This is a genomic window from Pseudomonas sp. TNT2022 ID1044, assembly GCF_028656895.1.
GTDB lineage: Bacteria > Pseudomonadota > Gammaproteobacteria > Pseudomonadales > Pseudomonadaceae > Aquipseudomonas > Aquipseudomonas reinekei.
Map to the genome: position 1 here is coordinate 844,975 of NZ_JAMDHB010000001.1, position 17,422 is coordinate 862,396.

The following is a 17,422-nucleotide window of genomic DNA, read 5'->3' on the forward strand; positions in this document are numbered from 1 at the left end:
GCATCAAGTCATGGCGCGGTGTTTCAGTAATAAGGTCAAAGCCAGGCCACCCACCGACAACACCGCCGCACTGAAGAAAATCCACACATACCCTAGATTTAACGCCACCGCGCCCATCAGCGGGCCGGCGATGGCCAGCGCCAGGTCGAAGAACACCGCATACGCGCTCAAGCCTGCGCCACGGCTGGAGTTGGGCACTTGCTTGATCGCTTCCACCCCCAGCGCCGGGTACACCAGCGACAGTCCGAACCCCGTCAGACCGGCGCCGATCAAGGCATAACCGGTCGAAGGCGCCAGCCACAGCAGCACCAGGCCCACCGTTTCAATGGTCATGCAGGCGATGGCCGAAGTGAACCCGCCAAAACGGTTGATGCTGGAAATGAACATCAACCGCGCCAGAATGAAACACACACCAAAAACGGTCAGGCAGTAAGCCGCACCGCTCCAGCCACGGTTGATGTAATACAAGGTGATGAAGGTGGTCAGGGTGCCGTAGCCGATGGACGCCAGACTCAGGCTCGCACCAAAGGGCGCAATGCGCCCGAACACCGCCCAGAACGGCAAGCGTTCACCGCGCACCACAGGCACCGACGGCTTGTTGCGGATCAACAGCAACGCCAGCAATGCCAGTGCAGAGAGCACGATCCCCAGGCTGGTAAAGCCCAGGTGCCCGACCATCACCACGCCCAGCGGCGCGCCAATGGCGATTGCGCCGTAGGAGGCGATACCGTTCCACGAGATCGACCGCGCCGTATGCTCGGCGCCGACCTGGCCCATGCACCAACTGATGGTGCCGACGCCGATAAGGCCTTGGGCGATCCCCAGCAGCAAGCGCCCGGCAATCAGGATCAACAGGCTCAATAAGGGAAAGCTTTGCAATAGGGTCGACAACAAGGTCAAACCGCCGCTCAGCACAATCCCGATCAACCCGTAAACGATGGCGCGCTTGGTGCCGATGTTGTCGGACATGCGCCCGGCCATGGGCCGGCTGAGCAGGGTGGCCAGGTACTGGGACCCGATGGTCAGCCCGGCGACAACGGCGCTGAAGCCCAACTGTTCATGCACATACCCCGGCAATACCGCAATCGGCAGGCCGATACAGAGGAAGGCAATAAAGGTATAGAAAACGATGGAGACGATCTGCAGGGTGATCGCCATTGAGCTTTGCGTTGGCTGTTGCTGCGCAGACATGAGGGCTCGTTCGCGGGCGGCGGTGGGAGAGCTGCATGATGGCTTGGGTGCGGGATAAAAGAAAGCAGGCTAACTAATGTGAAAAGCCCTGTCACACGGACAGGGCTTTTACTTGATGCTTGCAGCTAAAAGCTTGAGCTGCCTTAGAACACCACACCCTGGCTACGCAGGTAATCGTCATAAGTACCGCTGAAGTCGGTCACGCCATTCGGGCTCAGCTCGATGATGCGGGTGGCCAGGGACGATACGAATTCACGGTCGTGGCTGACGAAGATCAGCGTGCCCGGATAGTTTTCCAGCGCCAGGTTCAGCGCCTCGATGGATTCCATGTCCAAGTGGTTGGTCGGTTCGTCCATGATCAGCACGTTCGGCTTTTGCAGGATCAGCTTGCCGAACAGCATGCGACCTTGTTCACCACCGGAGATGACCTTGACCGACTTGAGGATTTCGTCGTTGGAGAACAGCATCCGGCCCAAAGTACCGCGAATCATCTGCTCGCCCTGAGTCCACTGTCCCATCCAGTCGAACAAAGTGACGTCGTCTTCGAAATCGTGCGCGTGATCCTGGGCGTAGTAGCCCAGCTCAGCGGCGTCGGTCCACTTGACGCTACCGGCATCCGGTGTCAGTTCGTTGACCAGGGTGCGCAGCAGGGTGGTCTTGCCGATACCGTTCGGGCCAATGATCGCCACGCGCTCGCCAGCTTCAACCTGGAAACTGAAGTCCTTGAACAGGGTCTTGCCGTCGAAGCCCTTGGCCATGCGCTCGACGATGACCGCCTGACGGTGCAACTTCTTGTTTTGCTCGAAACGGATGAACGGGCTCACACGGCTCGAAGGCTTGACCTCGGCCAGCTGGATCTTGTCGATTGCCTTGGCGCGGGAGGTGGCCTGCTTGGCTTTCGAGGCGTTGGCCGAGAAGCGGCTGACGAACGATTGCAGCTCGGAGATTTGCGCTTTCTTCTTGGCGTTGTCCGACAGCAGTTGCTCGCGGGACTGGGTCGCCACGGTCATGTACTCGTCGTAGTTGCCCGGGAACAGGCGCAGTTCGCCGTAATCCAGGTCAGCCATGTGGGTGCACACGCTGTTCAGGAAGTGACGGTCGTGAGAGATGATGATCATCAAGCTGGAGCGCTGGGTCAGTACGTTTTCCAGCCAGCGGATGGTGTTGATGTCCAAGTGGTTGGTCGGTTCGTCGAGCAACAGCACTTCAGGATCGGAGAACAGCGCCTGGGCCAGCAATACGCGCAGTTTCCAGCCTGGGGAAACCTCGCTCATCGGACCGAAATGCTGCTCGATGCCGATACCCAGGCCCAGCAACAGTTCGCCGGCACGGGACTCAGCGGTGTAACCGTCCATTTCCGCGAATTCGGTTTCCAGCTCGGCAACGGCCATGCCGTCTTCTTCGGTCATTTCCGGCAGCGAGTAAATGCGGTCGCGCTCGGCCTTGACCTTCCACAGCTCTTCGTGACCCATGATCACGGTATCGATCACGGTGAATTCTTCGTAGGCGAACTGGTCCTGACGCAATTTACCCAGCCGCACGTTCGGTTCAAGCATGACCTGGCCACCGGACGGATCAAGATCGCTACCGAGGATTTTCATGAAGGTCGACTTGCCGCAACCGTTGGCGCCGATCAGGCCGTAGCGGTTGCCCGCGCCGAACTTGACCGAAACGTTTTCGAATAGCGGCTTGGCGCCGAACTGCATCGTGATGTTAGCTGTAGAGATCAAAGGTTTTTCCTGCGAAGCATTCAGAGTAGCCAGGGTGGCGGCTGGACCGCGCTTGACCCGAGTCAAAGTGCGCTGAAACGGGGTTTTTTCCGTCATCAACGAAGTGGCGCGTAAAGTTTGGCGGCGATTGTACTGGTCTGGCACTTCAAACGATAGGGTAATGAGGCCACACCGTCGCTTCGATGGTAGCCGTGCGCAGATTTTCACTGTTATAGGTTAACTATTGGTTACAAAGTGTGGCTAAAATGCCATCTCTCACCGAGGCCGACATACGGCCGGGCTCGAACCCGGGCCAGTGGAGCTGTTGTTTCGAATTCAGACGCTGCACAAGACCCTAGAGCCGATGGCTGGCGGGGGGCGCAGTTTGTTCACTTCTGACGTGTGACGATTTCCGTGAAACTGATCATTGCCGCTATTTATGTAGTATCCATCGCATACGTTCACCTGCGTGGTCGCGTGCGCCACAAGCTGGGTCGCCAATTGAGCGATCACTCGACGTTCCTGGCGCCGATCAATTGCTTCCTTTATATGTTCTCGAAAATCCCTAACAAGCCTTACCTCAATCCGGCGGACTTCCCGGACCTGAGCCCATTGCAGACCCATTGGGAAGAAATCCGCGCCGAAGGCCAGAACCTGCTGCGGGCAGGCGAGATCAAGCGTTCCAACCAATACGACGACGTCGGCTTCAACTCGTTCTTCAAGACCGGTTGGAAGCGTTTCTACCTCAAGTGGTACGGCGACAGCCACCCGTCGGCCATGAAGTTGTGCCCGCGCACCACTGAGCTGGTACAGAGCATCGGCTCAATCAAAGCCGCGATGTTCGCCGAACTGCCGCCGGGCTCCAAACTGGTGCGTCACCGTGACCCGTATGCCGGTTCCTACCGTTATCATTTGGGGCTGGAAACGCCGAATGATGCCGGTTGCTACATCAACGTCGATGGCGAGAACTACCACTGGCGTGATGGCGAAGCGGTGATGTTCGATGAGACCTTCATCCATTACGCCGAAAACACCACGCAGCAGAACCGCATCATTCTGTTCTGCGATGTCGAGCGTCCGATGAAGTATCGCTGGGCGGCGGCGTTCAACGGCTGGTTCAGCCGCACGGTGATGTCGGCTGCCGGCGCGCCGAACGAGGCGGGGGACAAGACCGGTGGCATCAACCGTCTGTTCGGCAAGATCTACAAAATTCGTTTGCGTGCCAAGGAACTGAAGAAGCGTAATCGCAAGCTGTATTACTTGCAGAAGTGGGCGTTCTTCGGCGGGTTGCTGGCGATTTTTGTTCTGGTTTGATTCATTCGTGTGTCAAGCCGACGCCATCGCGGGCAAGCCCGCGATGAGGCCAGTACTCCAGCCCATCACTTGCTGGCTTTTTTCCGCGCTGCCGGCTTACTCGCCGCCTTGCTTTTTGCCGGCGCCTTATCGGCGCTCTTGCCCCCCAGACTGCGTTTGAGCAACTCGGTCAAATCAATGACATCCGCCGTCTTGCGAGCTTCTTCGCCGGTATCCGTTTCAACATCCTCGATCTTGCCTTCATGGGCCTTCTTGTCCACCAGCGCCATGATCTTCTCTTCAAAACCGTCGCGATAATCTTCCGGTGTCCATTCGGCGCTCATGTCCTCTACCAGGCGCTTGGCCATATCCAGTTCACCTTTGGCCAGTTCCGCCTTGGTGACGTCCGGCCCCAACGCCAGTTCATCCAGGCTGCGGACCTCCGCCGGCCAGCGCAGCTTGACCAGCACCAAGGCCGATTCCAATGGCATCAAAGCGGCAAGGTACTGGCGGGTATGCAACACCACGCGCGCCAACGCGACCTTCCTGGTTTTGGTCAGGGTCTCGCGCAATAACGCATAGACCTTGCCGCCGCGCTTATCCGGTGCCAGGTAATAAGGGGTATCGATGTTTTGCAGCGGAATCTGATCGCCGTCGACAAAGGCAAAAATATCGATGGTCTGAGTCGATAGCGGATGCGCCGAGCGAATTTCTTCCTCACTGAGCACGACATACCGGCCTTTTTCATAAGCGACACCTTTGACGATGTGCTCCTTGGTCACTTCCTTGCCGGTGACTTTGTTGACCCGTTTGTAGCCCACCGGGTCCATGCTGCGACTGTCGAGCCAGTCGAAATCCACCCCCTGGGAGGACGTTGCCGAGACCAGCGCCACAGGGATGTGCACCAACCCGAAACTGATCGCGCCTTTCCAGATTGCCCGTGCCATGGTCGTGTACTCGCGAGTGATGATCAGGTGACCGTTGGCCTCAAGCAAAAGTTTCAGCGGCCTGCAGCCCGTCCCGGGCGGCAGATCAACTTCGTGTTACATCTTGCTGTTGAGGTTTTGGTTAACAAATCCGAACCCGGGGCGTAGCGTGCTATCGAAGTCCTTATACGCGCGCGTCCAGAGGCAACCCATGAACAGATGCATCTTCGGCTTCATCCTGTTGGCCTTGAGTGCCGTTCTTGGCCCCCTGGCCCAGGCGCAAGCCCCCTCGCTTCGTGCTCCGTTGCTGGTGGCGCAGAACCTGCCGAACAGCGGCAACAACAATCCGTATAACAGTCCGATTCGCCGGGCCAATCCCAACAGCATGCAAGGCACGCAGCCCAGCGCCCCGGCTATCCGCGGGCCGAACACCGTGCCCGTGCCGCGCCCACCCACGCTTGATAACGGTGGCATCGGCAATCGCTCCCGGCAGACGCCGACTGCGCCTGCCAGTCCACCCAAATTCATACCCAATCCACCTGCTCGGGACTCGGGCTCCTCCACTCGTTAAACGGCAGGCCGCTCATTCCTGCCCACCATTCTCATGACAAAAGGAATCGTGCATGTTACGTAAATCCCTTCTGAGTGCTCTCTGTGCCAGTGCAATGTTGACGGCCACGTTGCCGGTTCTGGCCGCGTCCGCGCAGGAAATGAAAAGTGAACAAGGCACCCTTGAGGTCACGTCAATCGCCAAGGGGCTGGAGCATCCATGGTCCGTGGCGTTTCTGCCCGATCGGCAGGGCATGCTGGTGACAGAACGGCCCGGCAACCTGCGGCTGGTCAGCCCGCAAGGCAAGGTATCTTCGCCAATCAGCGGCGTGCCCAAGGTCTGGGCCAAGGGGCAGGGCGGTTTGCTGGATGTGGTGTTATCACCGGACTTCAAGCAGGACCGCTTGATTTACCTGTCCTACGCCGAGGGTGGCGGTCAGGGTGACAAGGCCGGCACGGCTGTCGGACGCGGGCGGTTGTCCGAGGACCTGACGAACCTCAAGGATTTCACGGTGATTTTCCGTCAGGAACCAAAGCTCTCCGTTGGCAACCATTTTGGTTCGCGACTGGTCTTTGACCGTGACGGTTATCTGTTCATCACCCTCGGGGAAAACAACGACCGCCCGACCGCACAGGACCTCGACAAACTTCAAGGCAAGGTCGTTCGTATCTATCCCGACGGTAAAGTACCGGACGACAACCCATTTGTCGGTCAGTCCGGTGTGCGCCCCGAAATCTGGTCCTACGGTGTGCGCAACCCGCAAGGTGCTGCGCTCAATCCATGGACCGGCACCCTGTGGGAAAACGAACACGGTCCCCGGGGCGGCGACGAGTTGAACGTCATCGAACGCGGCAAGAATTACGGGTGGCCGTTGGCAACCCACGGCATCAACTATTCCGGCCTGCCCATCCCTGAAGCGCAGGGCAAAACCACCGAGGGCACCGTCGGGCCAAGGCACTTCTGGGAGAAATCACCCGGCTTGAGTGGCATGGCGTTTTACGATGGCGATCGTTTCAAAGCGTGGCAGCACAACGTCTTCATCGGCGCGCTGGTGACCCAGGAACTCATTCGTCTGCAGTTCGACGGCGACAAGGTGGTTCACGAAGAGCGCCTGCTGGGTGAACTCAACAAGCGTATCCGTGATGTGCGGCAGGGGCCGGATGGTTACTTGTATGTGCTGACCGACGAAGAGGACGGCGGACTCTACAAGGTAGGCCTCAAATAACAGACCGCACCTGCAGCATCCCCTGCAGGAGCGGCCGCAGGCTTCGATTTTTTTCAGTTTCACCTGGAATACACAATCACCGCCGCCCGCAACTTGCCCCGCCCAAAACTGCACATCTTGTCAAATTCCCCATGGCTGACCGGCACGTGCTGGCAGTCCATGGCTTGGCGATGCTGGCTATGGTCCACATCGGGATCGTGCAGATAGACGAACTCGTCATCGCAATCGGTAACGATCACCCAGTGCGGTGATTTCGAACGCGTCAGGCGATAGCTGCTGATCAGCACCAAAGGCTGCCCCCCTTGTTCCAGAAGCTGCGGCAGCTTCAGCGGCCCACCGATCTCGCACTCGACATCGCTGGCCAGCAGCTGCTGCGTGAACGCCTCATGCACCAGGCGCATTACGTCTTTTTTATGTTCGTCGCGTACACCGCGTGCCAGCGACGTGCCCCGATGAAAAAGCACCACGGCGTAACCCAGCCAATGCTCACCGGCCTGCGCCACCAGCAGTTGCCCGTGAGCACGAGTAATCATCCATTGAAAGCTGCGACTGTTGAGCCGATCGGTGGTGAAACACTGCTCCTCCAGTTGCAACAACTCGGGTAAGTCTTCCAATACCGCCAAACGAAAACATGTATTCATATGACCGCCGCAAAAGTTGCGTAACGAAACCGGACTTTCGAAACAACCTGAGCGGGCCTGCTCGCGATAGCCATCTTGGAATCGACAGCTATTTACCATTGACTTGGCCCGCGCGCCCGGCTAATTTCCGGCCATGACTTCCACCGTATTGCGCTGCCAGCCAAGCATTATTACCGCCATTCCTCATTTGGCGGGCTAGCTCACGACTGCAGCACCCAACCCGCCCTAGAGGCGGGTTTTCACTTTCTGTCTCAGGGTTTTTTCAGCAAGGTCGCCGACCCTGCGCACCGGAGACAGCCATGAGCAACACCGCCCAACAACAAGCCTTGCTTGAGCACTACGTGAAAAAAATCCTCGCGGCACCCGTCTATGAATTGGCGGTGCGAACGCCGTTGCAAGCGGCGCCTGCGTTGTCCGAAGCACTGGGCAATCAAATTCTGTTGAAGCGCGAAGACTTGCAACCGACCTTTTCCTTCAAGATCCGTGGCGCCTATAACAAACTGGTGCAATTGACTGATGAGCAGAAGGCACGGGGTGTCATCACAGCTTCCGCTGGCAATCATGCCCAGGGCGTGGCGCATGCCGCACGCGAACTGGGCATTGCCGCAACCATTGTCATGCCGGCCATGACACCGGAGCTGAAGGTGCTCGGCGTTCGCAGCCGTGGTGCTGAGGCGGTGCTGCACGGTGAAAGCTTTCCGTTCGCCCTTGCCAGGGCGCTGGAGCTGGCAGAACAAAGCGGCAGGACGTTCGTGTCGCCGTTTGATGATCCGGATGTTATTGCCGGGCAAGGTACGGTGGCGATGGAGATACTGCGTCAGCACCAGGGGGCGCTCGACGCAATCTTCATACCGGTGGGGGGTGGCGGCTTGATCGCCGGCATCGCCGCGTACGTTAAATACCTTCGACCGCAGGTGCGCATCATCGGAGTCGAGTCGGAACACTCCGCCTGTTTGCAGGCCGCCTTAGAGGCTGATGAGCGCGTGGTGCTGCCCAACGTCGGGACCTTTGCCGACGGCGTGGCGGTTGCGCAGATCGGCGCTCACGGGTTTGAGGTGTGTCGGTTTTGCGTGGATGAAGTACTGACGGTCAGTAACGATGAACTCTGTGCCGCGATCAAGCATATCTACGACGACACCCGTTCGATCACCGAGCCATCCGGCGCTCTGGCCGTGGCCGGCATCAAGAAGTACGTGGCCCGCACGGGAATCCGGGGGCAGACGCTGGTGGCCATCGACTCGGGTGCCAATATCAATTTCGACAGCCTGCGCCATGTTGCCGAGCGCGCCGCGATCAGCGTCGCCTCGGCGTGAAGCGGGCAGGTTACTCGTTGACGGCCTTTTCGACCGTGCTCGATGCCGACCAGACCCGGTAGCGGACTTCGATGTCCTTGGGCACATAGAGCACGATTGGCAATTTGCTGTTGTAGCGCAGCATGAAGCCGTCACCGACAACGGGCACGAAATCCTGTTTGCTCTTTGCGTCGGGGCAGGCCATCAACGTGCTCATTGGACCGATAACCTTTTCCAGGCGGTAGAACGGATAGCCCCAGCCCTCGAGGTTCTTTTCTTCGAGCATACCGCCCAGGCGTTGGCGATTACAGTCGGCGGTGAGGGTTTTACCCGCGAGGATTTCAACCTGGAAATCGTCTTCCCGGGGTTGTGGCGCCAAGTGTATGACCTGGCGGCTGAAGCCGTTTTCGGCTTTGGGAAAGGGCGCGATTTTTTCCACGGACGCCGCGTGAGCTACGCCGGACACGGCTGCAACGAAAACGGCGAGGGATGTGCGAAAGATCGAGGGATTCATGATGCCTCCTTGCGTGTAAGACAGAGGGCGAACGCTCGCCCGCGCGCATTCTCCCTGTCGCAGGCAATTGATGCAAACACACTATGTGAGTGCAAATTGCAGGGCCGCATGAGGCCTTAGTTGCAAAATGCATGACCGCTGTTACCTGTTGTTAAACTAAACCTTTGATTTACCGATGAGCTGCAAAGCCAAATTCAAGGCATGTTTTATGCTGTAGCTGTTCTCAAGCTGACCGGGATTTCACATGAGCCAGCCTCAATAGTTGTTTGGCAATCTCACAAAGGAGAGGGTCGCCATGTTTCTTTCTGCCTTGGAACTTCGCAACATCATTGAAAGCAGTTTTTTGCCCAAACGTTGTCAGTGCTCGCTAACGCCTGAGCTCAAGATGACTGTCAAGGTTTACGCCGACGGTGGCACCGATACCCTCGATCTCTTGAGAACCGATATCGATGCCCAACATCTGAACAGTTGTCGGGAAATCCACGAATTGATTGCAGACTTGCGCACCGATCTCGGAAATCATCACGTAGAAAGCGAACATCGTCGCGTGGTCGGCAAAGCGCTCTAACACTCGATTTCAATGTCTTGCGAGATGTGCCGGGCCTGGAGCAATGCCAGGCCCGGCTCCAGTGCGACCGTCAGTTCTGATAACTGCAAGCGTCCGACAGTTTTCGGTAGGTCAGTTCTGCGGGTCTACCCGACTGCTCGTCGATATACGTCATCTTTGCCGTCACCACTTGGCATTCCAGCGTAGTGGGCTCGGTCAGGGCTATCACTTTACCCACATGCAGTGGCATGCCGTAATGATACGAGGCCACAGGTTGAGCGGAGGTGGTGTCAGCCAGGGCGAAACCTGAAAAGGCGGCACAGACAAAGGCTGAAGAAACGAGCAAGACGCGCGAGTTCATGGGGGCAATCTCCAGTGCAGACGGAAGTCAGCTCGACGTATCGTCGAACCTGCCGCACTGGGCGTCAGAGGACTCTGAGGGCGTGCGGTCCAGTTATTGTTGGACTGCACGATTAAGCATTGGTTAATTCACCTGAACGCCACCTGTCGCTTTGCCACTACCGTTCGGCGGATCCACCCAGTGAATTCAGTCAATAACCAACTGTTGACGATAAGGCAAATCCGGCCCGGTCTTGCTGCAAGTCAGCGCCGCCGCCTGAATCGCAAACCGCACCATCGTTTCGATCTGCTCGCGATTCAGCTCACGCAACCCTTCAACTGAATCCAGTTGCTGCTCGGTCAGCCAGGCGATCAATGCCGCCTGAAAGGTATCGCCCGCGCCCACGGTGTCGGCGATCTTGACCGCGCAGGCCGGCACCGACCACGAACCATGCGCTCGACTGAACACCGTGGCACCCTCGCCACCACGGGTCAGGAACACCAACTGACAACGATGCTGCAACCAGCCATCAATGACCCGCGCAGGATCCTGTTCGGGATACAACAGGCTTAAATCTTCATCGCTGACCTTGATCAGGTCGGCGTGCTCGACCAGCGTGGCAATCCGCGAGCGCCACAACTCGATGTTGGGCTCAGGGTTGAGGCGCACGTTCGGATCGAGGCTGATCAGGCGTTTGCCGCTTTCCCGGCGTACCAAAGCCAACAGGGTGTCGGCAACCGGTTGTACCACCAGCGAAAACGAACCGATGTGCAAGCCGCGCACCTGCGGGCCCAACGCCGGCAGGTGTTCCGGTTTCAACTGACGGTCAGCACAGCCTTCGCCACGGAAGCTGTACTGTGGCGAGCCATTGGCGCCGACCGCGACCATGGCCAGTGTTGTCGGTGCGGCGAAGTCCACCAGATAGTCGGTTTGTACGCCTTCATCCTGCAGCACTTGCAGCAGTCGGCGGCCGAGGTAGTCGGTAGACAGCCCGGCAAACAACGCCGCGTCCACTCCCAAACGGCGCAAGCCTACCGCGACATTGAACGGCGAACCGCCGGCAATCGCCTTGAAGTTCACTTTGGAAGCCAGACCGCTGGCATCGTCTTCACTGAAGAAATCGAACAGCGCTTCGCCACACACCAGATACATAATTGTTCGCTCTTTAAAGGGTTGCGACATGCCGTTGATAGCGTTCGTAGGCTTGCTGCGAGAGCACTACGTTTTCGGCGATCGGCAGGGTTTCACTGGCCAGATCGAGCTTGACGCAGCGCTCGCACAGATCCGCCAGGCTGTCCTCGTGCCCGCTTGCCCGGGACTTGCACCACGCCGCCTGAATCGCCGCCCCGAGGGCCGCGGCTTCGCTTTGCTCGGTGCACATCACCGGCGTGTTCATGATGTCGGCGACCACTTGCCGCCATACCGGACTTTTCGAGCCGCCGCCGATCAGGCAGATGCTGCGGCTTTGTAAGCCATTTTGCCGCAACAGGTCCAGCCCGAAACGCAATCCGAAGGTAGCGCCTTCGACGACCGCGCGACACAGGTTGGCCTGGGTCAGGTTGGTCATGGTCAGACCCAGCACACTGCCGGTGGCGTGGGGCAGGGCGGGGACGCGTTCACCATTGAGAAACGGCAGCATACACACGCCTTCCGCGCCGATGGGGGCTTGGGCAACCAGCGCGTTGAAGCGCTCGATATCAAGGTCGAACAATTCGCGGATAACCCCGCTGGCATTGGTCAGGTTCATGGTGCAGATCAACGGTAACCAGCCGCCGCTGGAAGAGCAGAACGTGGCGACTGCCGCGTCCGGGCTGACGGTCGGTTGATCGGCATAGGCGTATACCGTGCCGGACGACCCGAGGCTCATGGTAATGGCCCCCGGGCGAATGTTGCCGGTGCCGATGGCGCCCATCATGTTGTCGCCACCACCGCTGGAGACCAGTGCCTTTGGATTGATACCCAACTGTTCGGCGATTGCCGGCAGGATCGTGCCGACCGCGGCGTGCGCGTCGATCAATTCCGGCAGCGCCGCTTGCAGGCGTCCGCCGGGATCGATGTCGCGCAGTATCTGCAAATCCCATTGGCGGGTGCGCACGTTGAAGTAGCCCGTGCCTGAAGCATCGCCATACTCGCTGCAACGGCGGCCGGTGAGCCAGAAATTCAGGTAATCGTGGGGCAGGAGGATGTGGGCGATTCGGGCAAACACCGCTGGGTGCTGCTCTTTGGTCCACAGCAGTTTGGACACGGTATAGCCCGGTGCGATGACTACGCCCAGGCGCTCCAGCGAACCTTTCTCGCCGCCCAGATGTTCAAGCAGGCGATCATTCTCTGCGCTGGTTTCGGTGTCGCACCAGAGTTTCGCCGGGCGCAGCACCTGGCCCTGATCATCGAGCAAGACCAAGCCATGTTGCTGGCCGGAGACACCGATGCCGAGGATGTCCTGGCCATCGACGCCGGCTGCGAGCAAGGCGCGGCGGGTGGCGAGGGCAAAGGCTTCCAGCCATTGATTGGTGTCTTGTTCGCGACGGCCGTTGGCGCCGCTGATCATCGTGTGAGAGGCGGCACCGAGGCCCAGCACCTCACCGCTGACGGCGTCGAGGATGATGGCTTTGGTGCCTTGGGTGCCGCAGTCGATGCCGAGAAATAATTGTTGATTTGCCATGGAATGTCCTTGGTGTGTCAGGTCGAAATCGGTGAGTCCATTCGCGAGCAGTTGCTTCACCGCATGTCTCAGGTCAAAACCCGCTCCAGCGTCCGCGTCACCCCCACCTCGCGCAAACTGTTGCAGCACCACTCGAACGCCGCGACAAACTCCGCCGAACGCGGGATGGCCGTGCCGAATATCTCCTCGACCTCCAGCAAGCGCTGGGTGATCAACACATCATCGGCCACCAACGCCTGACAGAACGCCGCTCGCGGGTCCGGTATCGAATAGGTGTCGCCATTCTCATCCACCCCCTTCAAATACAAGGCCCACGCCGCCACCACCAGTGCGGCACGTTTGGTCTCCTGGCCATCGGCGATCAGGCGGTTGATGGTCGGAATGGTGAACTTGGGAAACTTCGACGAACCGTCCGAGCACACCCGCTCCAGTTGATCGGCAATCGCCTGATTGGAGAAACGCGCCACCAGTGTGTTCTTGTAATCAGTCAGGTCAATGCCCGGCACCGGCGCCAGTTGCGGGGTGACGTCGAGGTCCATGTAGGCACGCATGTAGCGTACGAACAACGGGTCGTTCATGGTTTCGTGGACGAAGCGATAGCCCTTCAAAAAACCGAGATACGTCAGCGCCAGATGGCTGCCGTTGAGCAGCTTGATTTTCATTTCTTCATAAGGCGTGACGTCGTCGGTGAACTGCACGCCGACCTGTTCCCAGGCTGGGCGGCCATTGACGAACTTGTCTTCCAGCACCCACTGTACAAACGGTTCACAGACCACCGGCCAGGCGTCGTCCACACCGTGCTTGTCCGCCAGTTGCAGGCGATGCGCAGTGCTGGTCATCGGCGTGATGCGGTCGACCATGGCATTGGGGAAGCTGACATTGCTCGCTATCCAGTCACGCAAACCAGCGTCACGCAGCCCGGCGAAGGCCAGCAACGCCTTGCGGGTCACCGCGCCGTTGTGCGGCAGGTTATCGCAGGACATCAAGGTGAACGCAGGCGTACCCGCGGCCCGGCGCCTGGCCAGTGCGGCACATAGAAAACCGAATACGGTTTTCGGTGCGTCCGGGTTGGCCAGATCGTGCTGGATCTGCGGCAAGTGGGCCATGAATTCGCCGTTGCTGTCGTCGATGCAGTACCCGCCCTCGGTGATCGTCAGGGAAACGATGCGAATCTGCGGGTCGGCGAGTTTGTCGATCAGCGCTGCCGCACCGTCCTCGGCCAGCAACATATCGCGGATGGCACCAATGACCCGGACTTCGGTGTCATCGGTGTCACCCAACTCAAACAGGGTGAACAAGTAATCCTGTTCTTTGAGGTCATCGCGGGCACGCCGGTCTTCGGCGCGCAAGCCGACCCCGCAAATGGCCCAGTCCAGGCCTTCGCCGGTGTTCATCAGGGCGTCGGTGTAATACGCCTGATGGGCGCGATGGAAACCGCCGACGCCGATGTGGGCGATGCCTTGGCGCGTGTCGCTCAGGGCGTAGGCGGGCAGGGTCACTTCGGGGGCGAGGCGGTTGAGGTTCTGTTTATTCAGTTTCATCGCAAACTCTCGGAAATCAGGCGGCAACGCGCAGAGGACGGGTCAGCGCCACGCCGTCGGCATCGAATAAGTGGCAGTGCCCGGCGTCCAGGTGCAGGTTCAGGGTTTCGCCGTAGCGGCTCGCCAGGTCGCCGCGCACGCGCAGGGTCAGTGCTTCGCCGGAGGCTGCACGCACATGGCAGAAAGTGTCGCTGCCCAGGCGTTCGCTGACGTCAGCGGTGACTTGCAACGTGCAGTCGCCGGGTTTGGCCAGTTCCAGGTGTTCCGGGCGAATGCCCAGCGTCACCGCGCTACCGACGCTCAGGTTGGCGCCGTTCAGCGGCAAGCTGATCCGGGTACCGGCATCAAGTTGTACTTCGCAACCCTGGCCGTCGACCCGGGTGATCCGGCCTTTGAGGAAACCCATTTTCGGCGTGCCGAGAAAACCGGCGACGAACAGGTTGGCCGGCTGGTGATACAGATCCAGTGGCGAGCCCACTTGCTCGATCTTGCCGCCGTTGAGCACCACGACTTTGTCGGCCATGGTCATGGCCTCGACCTGGTCGTGCGTCACGTAGATCATCGTCGCTTGCAGGTCTTTGTGCAGGCGCAGTAACTCCAGACGCATCTGCACCCGCAGCGCCGCATCTAGGTTGGAGAGCGGTTCGTCGAACAGGAAAATTTTCGGGTTGCGCACGATGGCCCGGCCAATCGCCACGCGCTGGCGCTGGCCGCCGGACAATTGCTTGGGCTTGCGTTCGAGCATCGGCCCCAGTTCAAGGATGCGTGCGGCTTCGCCGACTTTCTTTTCCACTTCGGCCTTGGGCACGCCGGCCAGATCGAGGGCGAACGACATGTTTTTGCGCACGCTCATGTGCGGGTACAGCGCGTAGGTCTGGAACACCATCGCCAGGTCACGTTTGGCCGGGCTGACTTCGGTGATGTCGCGGCCGTCGAGTTCGATGGTGCCGCCGCTGACTTCCTCCAGGCCGGCGATCAACCGCAGCAGGGTGGATTTGCCGCAGCCTGACGGGCCGACGAAGACCACGAATTCCTTGTCGTTCACTTCAAGGTCGATGCCCTTGATGATGGAAAACCCTTCGAAGCCTTTTTGCAGATTCTTGATTTTCAGGTTGGCCATGGTGGCGCTCCTTTTGTACTTGTTCTTTGAGGGCTATTTCACGGCACCGAACGACAGGCCGCGGACCAATTGCTTCTGGCTGATCCAGCCAAAGATCAGGATCGGCGCACAGGCCAGGGTCGAGACCGCCGATAACTTGGCCCAGAACAAACCTTCAGGGCTTGAGTACGAAGCGATCAACGCAGTCAGTGGCGCGGCCTTCGACGAGGTCAGGTTCAGCGACCAGAACGCCTCGTTCCAGCACAGAATCAACGACAACAGCACCGTGGAGGCCAGGCCACCTTTGGCGATCGGCAGCAGCACCCGGACCATTTCCTGCCACAGCGTGGCGCCATCGAGGCGGGCGGCTTCGAGGATGTCCTTGGGAATGTCTTTGAAATAGGTGTAAATCATCCAGACCACGATTGGCAGGTTGATCAGGGTGTAGATCACGATCAACGCGATGCGCGTGTCGAGCAGGCCGAAACTCTTGGCCAGCAGGTAGATCGGCATCAGTACGCCCACCGGTGGCAACATCTTGGTAGAGAGCATCCACAGCAGCGTGCCCTTGGTGCGTTGGGTTTCGTAGAACGCCATGGAGTAAGCGGCCGGCACCGCGATCAGCAGGGACAGGGCCGTGGCGCTGAAGGAAATCACCACCGAGTTCCAGGCGAAACTGAAGTAATCGCTGCGTTCGTTGATGTGCAGGTAGTTTTCCAGCGTCGGCGCGAAGATGAACTGTGGTGGCGTGGCGAATGCGTCGATTTCGGTTTTGAAACTGGTCAGCACCATCCAGAAGATCGGGAAGAAAATCACGATCGCAATGGCCCAGGCCAGGGTGCCGAGCAGCAGGCTTTGCAGGCGGCGGGATTGTTGAAGAGTCATGGCAGGCCTCAGGCTTTATCTGTCAGGTTTTTGCCGATCATCCGCACCAGCACGATGGCCGCGATGTTGGCGATCACCACCGCAATCAACCCGCCCGCCGAGGCCATGCCGACGTCGAACTGCACCAGAGCCTGGTTGTAGATCAGGTAGGCGAGGTTGGTCGAGGCGTAGCCGGGGCCGCCGTTGGTGGTGGTGAAGATTTCGGCGAACACCGAGAGCAGGAAAATGGTTTCGATCATCACCACCACCGCAATCGGCCGTGCCAGGTGCGGCAGGGTCAGGTGCCAGAAAATCGCGATGGGGCCAGCGCCGTCGAGGCGCGCGGCTTCTTTCTGTTCCTGGTCGAGGGACTGCATGGCGGTCATCAGGATCAGGATCGCGAAGGGCAGCCATTGCCAGGAGACAATGATGATGATCGAAAGCAACGGGTAGTGCGCCAGCCAGTCCACCGGTTGCGCGCCGAACAGTTTCCAGACGTAGGCGAGAATCCCCGACACCGGATGGAAAATCAGGTTCTTCCAGATCAGCGCACCGACCGTGGGCATGATGAAGAACGGCGAGATCAGCATCACCCGCACAATGCCGCGACCGAAAAATTCACTGGCCTCCAGCAGTGCACTGATCAACACACCGACCACCACGCTGATCAGCAGCACGCTGCCCACCAGCAACAGCGTATTGGTAGCGCCGGGCAGGAAGCCGGAATCGGTGAGGAAGTAGGTAAAGTTTTCCAGCCCGACGAACTCGTTCTCGCCGGGATTGAGCAAGCTGTAGCGAATGGTCGAGAAGTAGACCGTCATGCCCAACGGCACGATCATCCACAGCAGCAACAGGGCTACCGAAGGACTGACCAGAAACCAGCCGGGGTTGGCCAGGCGGCTTTTGCGCAGCGGTTGGGGGATGTCCATCTGAGCTTTGGCAGTTGAAGTATTCATGGTGATCAAACCGATTGGCTACAGGCGAATGAGATCAGCTGTAGGAGCAAGCTCGCTCGCGATTGCCACGAT

Annotated in this window: 16 protein-coding genes and 1 pseudogene; 5 read left to right on the forward strand and 12 right to left on the reverse strand. The window is 59.1% G+C overall.

What is annotated here, in order from left to right; genetic code table 11:
* Positions 1–3: 3 nt before the first annotated feature.
* Together M5G20_RS03775 and M5G20_RS03780 are read right to left on the reverse strand one after the other, a co-directional pair.
* Entirely contained in the window at positions 4–1,191 is a 1,188-nt protein-coding gene (locus M5G20_RS03775) for an MFS transporter (protein ID WP_273917965.1), read from the reverse strand.
* 143 nt (positions 1,192–1,334) lie between these two features.
* The gene (locus tag M5G20_RS03780) at positions 1,335–2,921 is read right to left on the reverse strand and encodes an ABC-F family ATPase (protein ID WP_075945042.1); all 1,587 of its coding nucleotides are present in this window, start codon (positions 2,919–2,921) and stop codon (positions 1,335–1,337) included.
* 393 nt (positions 2,922–3,314) lie between these two features.
* On the opposite strand from M5G20_RS03780, the gene lpxO reads away from it, so the two are divergent.
* The gene (lpxO, locus tag M5G20_RS03785; protein ID WP_212624679.1) at positions 3,315–4,214 is read left to right on the forward strand and encodes a lipid A hydroxylase LpxO; all 900 of its coding nucleotides are present in this window, start codon (positions 3,315–3,317) and stop codon (positions 4,212–4,214) included.
* A gap of 65 nt (positions 4,215–4,279) precedes the next feature.
* Here lpxO and ku read toward each other — a convergent pair whose 3' ends face one another.
* Entirely contained in the window at positions 4,280–5,140 is an 861-nt protein-coding gene (ku, locus tag M5G20_RS03790) for a non-homologous end joining protein Ku (RefSeq protein WP_273918073.1), read from the reverse strand.
* Between the two features lie 190 nt (positions 5,141–5,330).
* Between ku and M5G20_RS03795 the strand changes: the two genes are divergently transcribed.
* Complete coding sequence (locus tag M5G20_RS03795) at positions 5,331–5,690, forward strand: hypothetical protein (RefSeq protein ID WP_273917966.1); 360 nt, start codon at positions 5,331–5,333, stop codon at positions 5,688–5,690.
* Between the two features lie 52 nt (positions 5,691–5,742).
* Positions 5,743–6,894, forward strand: a complete 1,152-nt coding sequence (locus M5G20_RS03800) for a PQQ-dependent sugar dehydrogenase (protein ID WP_273917967.1) — start codon at positions 5,743–5,745, stop codon at positions 6,892–6,894.
* A 59-nt stretch (positions 6,895–6,953) separates the two neighbouring features.
* Here the strand turns inward: M5G20_RS03800 and M5G20_RS03805 are convergent, their stop codons facing one another.
* On the reverse strand, positions 6,954–7,535 hold the full coding sequence (locus M5G20_RS03805) for a peptidase C39 family protein (RefSeq protein ID WP_273917968.1): 582 nt from the start codon (positions 7,533–7,535) through the stop codon (positions 6,954–6,956).
* Between the two features lie 299 nt (positions 7,536–7,834).
* On the opposite strand from M5G20_RS03805, the pseudogene ilvA reads away from it, so the two are divergent.
* A pseudogene (gene ilvA / locus M5G20_RS03810) lies at positions 7,835–8,830 on the forward strand (threonine ammonia-lyase, biosynthetic); the annotation flags it as partial.
* A gap of 28 nt (positions 8,831–8,858) precedes the next feature.
* Here ilvA and eco read toward each other — a convergent pair.
* Positions 8,859–9,341, reverse strand: coding sequence for a serine protease inhibitor ecotin (gene eco, locus M5G20_RS03815; protein ID WP_273917970.1), 483 nt, complete (start codon positions 9,339–9,341; stop codon positions 8,859–8,861).
* 295 nt (positions 9,342–9,636) lie between these two features.
* Here eco and M5G20_RS03820 point away from each other — a divergent pair, with 295 nt between their 5' ends.
* Positions 9,637–9,909, forward strand: coding sequence for a DUF1652 domain-containing protein (locus M5G20_RS03820; RefSeq protein ID WP_273917971.1), 273 nt, complete (start codon positions 9,637–9,639; stop codon positions 9,907–9,909).
* 70 nt (positions 9,910–9,979) lie between these two features.
* Here the strand turns inward: M5G20_RS03820 and M5G20_RS03825 are convergent, their stop codons facing one another.
* From M5G20_RS03825 to M5G20_RS03855, 7 genes are all read right to left on the reverse strand, one after another.
* Complete coding sequence (locus M5G20_RS03825; RefSeq protein WP_273917972.1) at positions 9,980–10,249, reverse strand: DUF2790 domain-containing protein; 270 nt, start codon at positions 10,247–10,249, stop codon at positions 9,980–9,982.
* Between the two features lie 186 nt (positions 10,250–10,435).
* Positions 10,436–11,380 (reverse strand): carbohydrate kinase family protein, encoded by a 945-nt coding sequence (locus M5G20_RS03830; RefSeq protein ID WP_273917973.1) that lies wholly within the window; start codon positions 11,378–11,380, stop codon positions 10,436–10,438.
* A gap of 13 nt (positions 11,381–11,393) precedes the next feature.
* Positions 11,394–12,890 carry a xylulokinase gene (xylB, locus tag M5G20_RS03835; protein WP_273917974.1) on the reverse strand — a complete coding sequence of 499 codons (1,497 nt, stop codon included), beginning with the start codon at positions 12,888–12,890 and terminating at the stop codon, positions 11,394–11,396.
* Between the two features lie 68 nt (positions 12,891–12,958).
* Complete coding sequence (locus M5G20_RS03840; protein WP_273917975.1) at positions 12,959–14,431, reverse strand: mannitol dehydrogenase family protein; 1,473 nt, start codon at positions 14,429–14,431, stop codon at positions 12,959–12,961.
* A gap of 16 nt (positions 14,432–14,447) precedes the next feature.
* Positions 14,448–15,551, reverse strand: a complete 1,104-nt coding sequence (locus tag M5G20_RS03845; RefSeq protein WP_273917976.1) for an ABC transporter ATP-binding protein — start codon at positions 15,549–15,551, stop codon at positions 14,448–14,450.
* Positions 15,552–15,584: 33 nt separating this feature from the next.
* On the reverse strand, positions 15,585–16,415 hold the full coding sequence (locus M5G20_RS03850) for a carbohydrate ABC transporter permease (protein ID WP_273917977.1): 831 nt from the start codon (positions 16,413–16,415) through the stop codon (positions 15,585–15,587).
* Positions 16,416–16,423: 8 nt separating this feature from the next.
* Entirely contained in the window at positions 16,424–17,323 is a 900-nt protein-coding gene (locus M5G20_RS03855) for a carbohydrate ABC transporter permease (protein ID WP_273918074.1), read from the reverse strand.
* Positions 17,324–17,422 lie beyond the last annotated feature (99 nt).

Bases quoted from the DNA above. Each gene is read 5' to 3' on its own strand.
- M5G20_RS03805 (WP_273917968.1), bottom strand. From the start codon at position 7,535: ATGAATACATGTTTTCGTTTGGCGGTATTGGAAGACTTACCCGAGTTG.
- M5G20_RS03850 (WP_273917977.1), bottom strand. From the start codon at position 16,415: ATGACTCTTCAACAATCCCGCCGCCTGCAAAGCCTGCTGCTCGGCACC.
- eco (WP_273917970.1), bottom strand. From the start codon at position 9,341: ATGAATCCCTCGATCTTTCGCACATCCCTCGCCGTTTTCGTTGCAGCC.
- xylB (WP_273917974.1), bottom strand. From the start codon at position 12,890: ATGGCAAATCAACAATTATTTCTCGGCATCGACTGCGGCACCCAAGGC.
- M5G20_RS03845 (WP_273917976.1), bottom strand. From the start codon at position 15,551: ATGGCCAACCTGAAAATCAAGAATCTGCAAAAAGGCTTCGAAGGGTTT.
- M5G20_RS03830 (WP_273917973.1), bottom strand. From the start codon at position 11,380: ATGTATCTGGTGTGTGGCGAAGCGCTGTTCGATTTCTTCAGTGAAGAC.
- ku (WP_273918073.1), bottom strand. From the start codon at position 5,140: ATGGCACGGGCAATCTGGAAAGGCGCGATCAGTTTCGGGTTGGTGCAC.
- M5G20_RS03825 (WP_273917972.1), bottom strand. From the start codon at position 10,249: ATGAACTCGCGCGTCTTGCTCGTTTCTTCAGCCTTTGTCTGTGCCGCC.
- M5G20_RS03840 (WP_273917975.1), bottom strand. From the start codon at position 14,431: ATGAAACTGAATAAACAGAACCTCAACCGCCTCGCCCCCGAAGTGACC.
- M5G20_RS03775 (WP_273917965.1), bottom strand. From the start codon at position 1,191: ATGTCTGCGCAGCAACAGCCAACGCAAAGCTCAATGGCGATCACCCTG.
- M5G20_RS03800 (WP_273917967.1), top strand. From the start codon at position 5,743: ATGTTACGTAAATCCCTTCTGAGTGCTCTCTGTGCCAGTGCAATGTTG.
- M5G20_RS03795 (WP_273917966.1), top strand. From the start codon at position 5,331: ATGAACAGATGCATCTTCGGCTTCATCCTGTTGGCCTTGAGTGCCGTT.
- M5G20_RS03820 (WP_273917971.1), top strand. From the start codon at position 9,637: ATGTTTCTTTCTGCCTTGGAACTTCGCAACATCATTGAAAGCAGTTTT.
- M5G20_RS03855 (WP_273918074.1), bottom strand. From the start codon at position 17,323: ATGGACATCCCCCAACCGCTGCGCAAAAGCCGCCTGGCCAACCCCGGC.